The sequence below is a fragment of the Acinetobacter sp. YH12041 genome, assembly GCF_013419975.1.
GTDB lineage: Bacteria > Pseudomonadota > Gammaproteobacteria > Pseudomonadales > Moraxellaceae > Acinetobacter.
Window position 1 is genome coordinate 77,108 of record NZ_VOZC01000012.1, and the last position, 8,075, is coordinate 85,182.

General features: G+C 38.4%; 5 protein-coding genes and 1 pseudogene. 3 read left to right on the plus strand and 3 right to left on the minus strand.

The genetic code is table 11. From position 1 onward, the window contains the following. Positions 1 to 64 precede the first annotated feature (64 nt). Positions 65 to 1,429, minus strand: a complete 1,365-nt coding sequence (locus FTU00_RS10790; protein WP_180179708.1) for an MATE family efflux transporter — start codon at positions 1,427 to 1,429, stop codon at positions 65 to 67. A 103-nt stretch (positions 1,430 to 1,532) separates the two neighbouring features. Continuing rightward, positions 1,533 to 2,687 (minus strand): methionine aminotransferase, encoded by a 1,155-nt coding sequence (locus FTU00_RS10795; RefSeq protein WP_180179709.1) that lies wholly within the window; start codon positions 2,685 to 2,687, stop codon positions 1,533 to 1,535. A gap of 273 nt (positions 2,688 to 2,960) precedes the next feature. Between FTU00_RS10795 and FTU00_RS10800 the strand changes: the two genes are divergently transcribed. Genes FTU00_RS10800 through FTU00_RS10810 form a run of 3 tightly spaced genes read left to right on the plus strand, consistent with a single transcriptional unit; the run spans position 2,961 to position 7,952 of the window. Next, positions 2,961 to 5,819 carry a type VI secretion system Vgr family protein gene (locus FTU00_RS10800; RefSeq protein WP_180179710.1) on the plus strand — a complete coding sequence of 953 codons (2,859 nt, stop codon included), beginning with the start codon at positions 2,961 to 2,963 and terminating at the stop codon, positions 5,817 to 5,819. After that, the gene (locus FTU00_RS15600; RefSeq protein WP_257229806.1) at positions 5,819 to 7,462 is read left to right on the plus strand and encodes a hypothetical protein; all 1,644 of its coding nucleotides are present in this window, start codon (positions 5,819 to 5,821) and stop codon (positions 7,460 to 7,462) included. The genes FTU00_RS10800 and FTU00_RS15600 overlap by 1 nt, the downstream gene beginning before the upstream one ends. Then, a complete protein-coding gene (locus FTU00_RS10810; RefSeq protein ID WP_180179711.1) occupies positions 7,437 to 7,952 on the plus strand; it encodes a hypothetical protein in 516 nt (171 codons plus the stop codon). The genes FTU00_RS15600 and FTU00_RS10810 overlap by 26 nt, the downstream gene beginning before the upstream one ends. 12 nt (positions 7,953 to 7,964) lie before the next feature. Here FTU00_RS10810 and FTU00_RS10815 read toward each other — a convergent pair. Continuing rightward, positions 7,965 to 8,075 (minus strand): annotated as a pseudogene (locus FTU00_RS10815) (IS982 family transposase); the annotation flags it as partial.

An 8,075-nucleotide genomic window follows, 5' to 3' on the forward strand; every position in this document is an offset into this window, starting at 1 on the left:
AAGCAGGAAATACGCTCTTTAGAGGTGGTTTGCTAAGGTTTACCCAGTAGTTCAGGCCGGAAGATTAAACCAGTGCCTCGATGGTCTTTTTCTTCCAGATAAACTGGTAATACAAGCCTTGCATAATACAAAGACAGACAAAGGCAAGGGCATAGCCATACCAGATCCCTTGTAAGCCCCACCAGCGGCTGAACATATAGGCAGCTGGTACTTCAATTCCAATAATTGCAATGATATTGATGAGCATCGGGACTGTCACTGTGCCACTGGCCCGCATGATCGAAGCAAAAATTGCGCTAGCACCAAAGAACAAAATCGACCATAGGACAATGAAGAGAAGTTGCTGACCCAATACCACGACCTGCGGATCAGTAATAAATAGTGCCATGAGATATTTAGAAAACAGATAAGCCAGAATCACTAGACTACCTGTGAACAAGATATTCATACTTAAGGCAGTTCGGGTCACTTTATTGAGCAAATCATTTTTACCAGCACCAATGGCCTGTGCCCCAAAGACGGAAGCCGCAATGGCAATAGAAAGGGCAGGGAACTGAATATAATTCAGCACCTGATTTACGGCACCATAGGCCGCTGTTGCTTCTGCGCCATACCGGTTAACCAGACCCACAATGACCAAACCAGCGACTGAAGTCGTCACCATTTGAACTCCAGTCGGAATACCTAAGCGCAGGATAATCTTGCTGAGCTGAGGCTGATGACGAATATCTTTGATCAAAGCCCAGTCTGGTCTTAGAGGATGACGCTTATAATTTAAATAGAGAATGAGAAATAACAGAACAGCCAAGTTGCCCAGAATGGTTGCAATTGCTGGAGAGATGACCCCCATCTTAGGAAAACCAAAATAACCCGCGATCAGGACCGGTGTCACTACCAAGCCCACACCAATCGTTAGAGCAGAGGCAAACAGTGGCGTAGTACTGTCTCCAACCCCGCGTAAAATTGAAGTATAAATAATATAAATAAAAATCAGAGGACTACCGGCCAGCATCCATTGCACATAAGGCAAAGACAGGTGCATCACATCCGGATCTGTACCCAAGAGTTGCAGGATATTTTCAGCAAAAAATACACCCAATAGGGCAATCAGGCTGCCACCAATCAGCGTCATAAACAGGGTAGAGCCAACTACACAGCGCACTTTTTCAAGATTTCTGGCACCCCAAGCTTGTCCTACCAGAACCGTAGAACCTGCAGAGAGACCAATCACAAAAGCCATCAGACAGAACAGAATCGGGAAAAATACTGCCACAGCGGCAATTGCTTGCACGCCGAGCATTTGCCCGACAAAAACAGTATTAATCGTACCGGACAGGCTTTGCAGGATGTTGGTAACGACCAGCGGTAACAGGAAAATAAAAAATGTTTTCCATAAATTCTGCTGGTGAACCAATGCTTGCTGTGCCATATGACATCCTGTTCTTGATTTTTCATATATTTATCAGGACTAAATTATCCTTGATCCGCATCAAGAACGCCTTAGCTTTTCAGTAACCAATAAGTCTATTTTTTTAAACTTTGGAAAGAATATGTGCTGCTTCTATCAAGGTTTCATCTTTTTTGGCAAAGCAGAAGCGTAATAAGTGTAAATCTTTAGGCGGCTCCTGATAAAACGCTGATACCGGAATCGCCACAACACCGTGTTGTTTCGCCAGATAATGGCACATCGACAGTGCATCCAGATCAGGACGAATTTCACTGTAATCCAGATTCTGGAAATAGGTGCCTTGTGATGGCGTCCAGTGAAAACGGGAGTCTGTCAGTGCATGATTAAACAAATCCCGTTTGGCCTGATAAAAACCGGACAGCTCATGGATATGTTCAGAATGTAGCTGCATATATTCAGTCAAAGCCACCTGAATTGGCGTTACACCACAGAAGCTGACAAACTGGTAAATCTGTCTGAACATCTGCATTAAGGCTGGCGGTGCAACACAGAAACCAGTTTTCCAGCCGGTCACATGAAAGGTTTTACCAAAAGAACCAATCACAAAACTGCGTTCACGGAGTTCCGGAAATGATGCTGCAGAATGATGACGAACTTCATCAAATACCAGATGTTCATAAACTTCATCAGACAGAACTACAATATTGCGATCACGAATCAGTTCAATCAGCTGTTGCCAGTCTTGCTCTGTCCATACCGTTCCGGTGGGATTATGCGGTGTATTCACTACAATCATGCGGGTACGGTCATTGATTGCATCTTTGACCTTATTCCAGTCCACAGAAAAATCAGGATATGCCAGAGCGATATGTACCGGTTTGGCACCGACCAGCTTCACGCTTGGCGCATAGCTGTCATAACTGGGATCAAAAATAATGACTTCTTCACCTGTTCGTACCGTTGCCTGAATTGCACAGAAGATTGCAATCGTTGCGCCAGGAGTAATGGTGATTTCATCTACCGGGTCTAGAATGAGCTGGTCACGATGCTGATAAAGATCAGCGATCAGCCCACGTAATACTGGTAAACCATCACCCGGTGCATATTGATTAAAACCATTTTCAGCCGCCCGACTGAGGGCTTCAATCAATTGCGGTGGAGCAGGAAAATCTGGAAAACCTTGTGACAGGTTAATTGCTCCGAGTTTTTGTGCCAAGGCCGACATAGTACTAAAAATAGTAACGCCCAGATTGGGAAGTTTAGAATGTAACTCAAGCATGTCCTTGGCCTCTGGCTTATCCTGTAATCGAGGATGATGTAGGAGATATAAAGTATTCGGCTTTCAGTGTAGCAGTAAGTGAATCGGCAAATAATCAGAAAAATTGAAAAGGTTGAAACAGAATACATCTTCTATTTCATAAGCATAGAGGATATAAGGTCAGGTTAAGGCTATTCGTGGTTAATTCATGTGAAATAAATACCAAGATGGATTGTTCTAAGCTTATTCCCTAAAATCAGTGCGATAAAAATAACCTCAAATAATAATTATAAAATGCTACAGAGTATTTATACGGTGCTTGAAGGCTTGGGTCTAAGCTCACAGAAGCGTGCACTTCATCTCCGATTTTCCAATGAAATTTTAAATTCTCAGGTTCTGATTCAGCGTATTGAAGGCAGGCACTGGATCAATGAGGGGCTACATGCTGAATTACTTTGTCTATCCACTCATCCCTATATTGCTTTAAAACAGTTTATTGGCTGTCAGGTTGCTGTTGATCAGGTCACTGATCAAGGTGAGCTTTTCCGGACTACAGGTATCATTACCGCAGCTAAACAGGGGCATAGCGATGGTGCTTTAAGTGTCTATCAGCTGACTCTCGAAGATGTGACTTCACTTTGGCATAAACGCCGTAATAGTCGTGTGTTTTTGAATAAAAGTGTCAAAGAAATCAGTGAAATTTTGTTTGCTGAATGGCAAAAGCGAAGTGGCTTATTTGCGCAAAGTTTAAGTTTGGATCTTTCCGGACTAAATCGTGAATATGATGTACGGCCATTGGTCATACAGTCCAATGAAAGTGATTATGACTTTCTGACCCGCTTATGGCGTAGTGAGGGTATTAACTGGCTGATTGATGAAAAGGAATTAATCATTTCAATATCAGCTCGAACCATTCAGCCACAAGTCCTGCGTCTTGTTGATGAGCAGCAATATTTTCAAGCCTTAAAGCGCCGTTCCATCCGCTTCCATCGCAGTCATGCAACTGAGCAATTCGATACTATCACCAGCCTAATTGCTGAGCGACAACTTGTGCCAAACAATGTTGGATTGCAACGCTGGCAAGCTATAGATCTGGAGCAGGAGCAAAACCAGCGATTGGTGAATATTCAGCAGAGTAGTGTTCAGGATCATACTAGTTTAAATCTGGAAGATGTCTGGAACATCAGCCCAGCTTGGACCAGTGACCTAAATAGAGAAGATCAGGCTACATCATCCAGTCCAGCTCAACTGGATCAACTTAGTCAGCAACTTAGTCACTATCATGCCATGCAGTCCAAATATTTTAAGGCCAGCAGTAGTGTTCGTGATGCCCAAGTGGGTTACTGGTTTGAACTGCATGATCATCCCGAAATTGATCAACATCCGTGCAATGAGCGTGAATTTTTAATTTTGGGCAAACACTTCTATAACCAGAATAATTTACCAAAAGACATTTTGCTAAAGGTGGATCAGCTCATGCTGTCCAGTCGCTGGAAAGTTCTGGATGACGAGAGACAAGGCAATGAGCTGTATTTAATTCGTCGAGATATTCTGGTGATACCTGAATATCATCCACTACAACATCGGCCCGTGGCCTATCCACAACGGGCGAAAGTGGTAGGGCCTGAAGGTGAGACTATTTATGTCGATGAATGGGGACGCGTGAAGGTTCGTTTTTTATTTACCCGTAGTGAAGATCATCAGCATGATGGTGGTGCTGGCGCCAATGATAATGACACTGATTCGGCCTGGGTAGATGTGCTAACGCCATGGGCAGGTGAAGGTTATGGCGCCCGATTCCATCCACGTATCGGGGAAATCGTAGTGATTGATTTCTTCGAAGGGGATATTGATCGTCCCTTTATTGTTGGACGTATTCATGAAGCTGAACGTTATCAAACTATGTTTGATAAGAAGGGGCAGTTGCCATTCACTAAAAAACTAAGTGGTATCCGTTCTCAAGAGGTGGAGGGTGAAGGTTTTAACCAGCTTCGCTTCGATGATACAACTGGACAGATTAGTGCACAGCTGCAAAGTAGTCATGGGGCCAGTCAGCTAAATTTAGGAAATCTAAGTCATCCAAAAGAAGATGAGGTTAGCGACGGGCGTGGTGAGGGCTTTGAGTTAAGAACAGATCAATGGGGAGCACTTAGAGCGGGAGCTGGCTTGCTTCTCTCTACCTATAAACAAGAAAATGCCAATGCCAATCACTTAAATGCCAGTCCTGCGAAAAGCCAGCTTGAATCTAGTTTGAATCATAGTAAGGCCTTAAGTGAGATTGCCCAAAATCAGCAAACAGATCCCTTAGAAGGGTTAGATCATCTGAAAAAATTTCTGGATCAGATTGAACAGCAAGATCAAAGCAAGGCTGAAACCTTTAAACAGGCTTTAATGCTGCTGTGTGCACCGAATTCAATTGCACTCTCAACTAATGAAGATCTGTATCTTTCAGCTGATCAGCAGATTAACCACAGTGCTGCGGATAATATTAATTTTTCCACACAGAAATCTTTGATTGCTCACGCTCAGGACAAGATCAGTTTGTTTTCAGCTCAACAAGGATTAAAAGCCATTGCGGCAAAGGGGAAGGTCGAACTCCAAGCACAAGATGACGCAATAGAAACAATTGCTCGTCAAAAAATAAAAATTATTTCGACTGAAGAACGAATTGAAATTATAAGCCCTAAAGAAATTGTGCTTACTGCTGGTGGTTCTCAGTTAAAGATTAATGGACAAGGTGTATTTGGAGTAACAGGTGGGAAGTTTGAGTGTAAAGCGGGTCAGCATATATTTAAAGAAGGTCAAAATATTATTGAACAAAAAATAAGTCTACCAAAAATGGAAACTTTATTTAGTAATCGAATTAATTATCAATGGAATACTGCCTGTGAAGGAGAAAAAGAAATTTTCATTGTTGATAAGAAGGATGGAACATTAATTAAAAGCAAAAAATCCCTGCTAAATGAAGTAAATCAAATAAGTACTCTACGGTTCTATACCTCTCAAAAAACAGATTTTATAGCTTTTGGGTTTAATTCTTGTCAAACATATCTACGTCAAGAACTAAATAAAGAGGATATTGATGAGTTATTGGAGGACCTAGAAAACGAGGAAATTGAGGATGAGGTATACACTAAAGAGGATACTGAATAATGAGTCAGTTAGTCACTATTACATCCAAACTTTATGATGCATCAGGGAAGTATGTCATCAATTTAAAAGTAAAATCGCGTTATAAAGGTTCATCTAGAGAGAATATCAATAAGACAGATCAAGACGGTCTATTTATCTTTCAAGCTTCGCCGAATCGAACTGTAGAAATTCTAGCTCAACCGCCTAATACTAAAGATTATATTGTTGTTAAAACTATTAATTCTTCAATAGTTTCTTCTAGAAAAGACCCTGTAAAAGTACCTTTACCAAAAAGTATAGAAGAATATCAACAGAAAAAAGTTACCACTACTTCAAAAGGGATAGTGACAACTTTATTTAAAATTATAGATAGTAAAGAGAAAATCCTGATAAATTTCCCAGTAACCTCTCGTCCTAAAGGAAGTAAAAAGTTATTTGAACGTAATTCAAATGAACAGGGCATTGTAGAAGTCCTATCTTCACCTAATCGAGATATTGAAATTTTGGTTTTAACTTCGAATGATGAATTTACTTTAAAAAGTTCTGTTAACTCTGGGAATGGATCCCAAACACCAATAATAATTAAACTAGATGAACCTTATGAAAACTTCAAAAGTGTCTCAAGTTTCAAAATTGTAGACAGATTAGGAAATGACTATCGTATTGAAAATACGAAAATTGAAATATTTTATTTGGAAAATGGAATAAAGAAGGTTTTAAATACTTCTAGTGGAAAATTTTCACTTCAAAGTATGGTTGGAGAAAAAGTAAAGATTACAGTATTTAAGCCAGATGGAAAGCCTTTAGAAGCCAATAATTATTACTCTAAAAGAATGAAAGAAGATTCTAATAAATTGGAATTAGATGTGGATATAACTGAGGCAAGTACCAATCAGAAGGAACCTACGATTGAAAAGCAATTAGATATTAAAACATGTACTTGTGATCGAGATTTAACTTTAAATGAATTTTTAGAAATTTTAAAAGGAATGCGAAATTCGGAGAAAACATTAAAAGGTTCAACTGCTATCTTAAATTTAAAGTGTTCGGTAATTGGTGATACAAGCCATCAAGCTTTATTAAATGTGCTAAATAGAACTATGAATAAATATAATATTAATACATGTATTCGCAAGATTCATTTTTTAGCTCAAATATACTGGGAGTCTGATAGATTTAGGACTACTAGTGAATATGCAAGTGGAAAATATCTTGATCCAGGTAAACATGCTGATGCTGAAAAGAATGGAAATACTCAAGTTGGAGATGGACCTCGATATAAAGGTCGTGGATTTATGCAGTTAACATGGAGAAAAAATTATAAGAGGTATTATAGTTTTATAATTAAAAATATTTCTGATTATAAAGAGGTTTTCCCAGAAAATATAACTTTAAATGAATGTTTGGATCGAAGTAAAAAATACCATGAAATAGTTGCGTCCAATTTATTTTTAGCTATGGATAGTGCTGGATGGTATTGGAATAATGGTGTTATTTTACGTAGTGGCAAGGCGGCAGATATTAATTTACAGGCAGATAAAGATGATGTTAATAAAATTAGCTTATGGGTAAATGGTGGAGGAAATGGGAGGAAAGAAAGAATAGAATATTGGAAAGAATTAAAGAAGGTTCTTAAATATGATTCATGTCAAAATAAAAAATAAGCTAACATTAAGTTTTTTATATGGAACAATTTTTTTAACTTTATCATGCTCAATTTATGGTAAAAAACACTCTAATTGTATAAAATTAGAAAAAAATAATGTTTGTTTATCTGAGAGTGAAAATGAATATGGAGAGGTTTTATACTATTTAATATTGAATAATATAAAATATCCTGAGGTATCATATTACGAGAATGCTAAAATTATAAAATTAAGTAATACTAGTTTTGATGTTATTACTAGTTTTTCTGATAATGGAAGTACTGATATAAAAACAAACCTTTATTTGAAAGATAATAAAATTTTTATTAAGAGAATAAATACCTCAACAAGACTTAATATTTATCCTAAAGGAGCTGTTGAAAATTGCTATATTGAATTAAATAAAAAATTTTCAAATGATATAAGATACTATGTAGATAATTATATATTTAATCTAAATGAAATTGAAAAAAGAAAAATATGTAGAAAAATATATAATATAAATTAACCCGAATCCTGCTTAAGCCGATGACTTCATAATTTGAATTGTTGGCTTATTTTTATGGATCAGTTGATATGCACACAAGGACGCGTAAATCCCTCCTAGAAATCCATGAACACTACGTGCTTT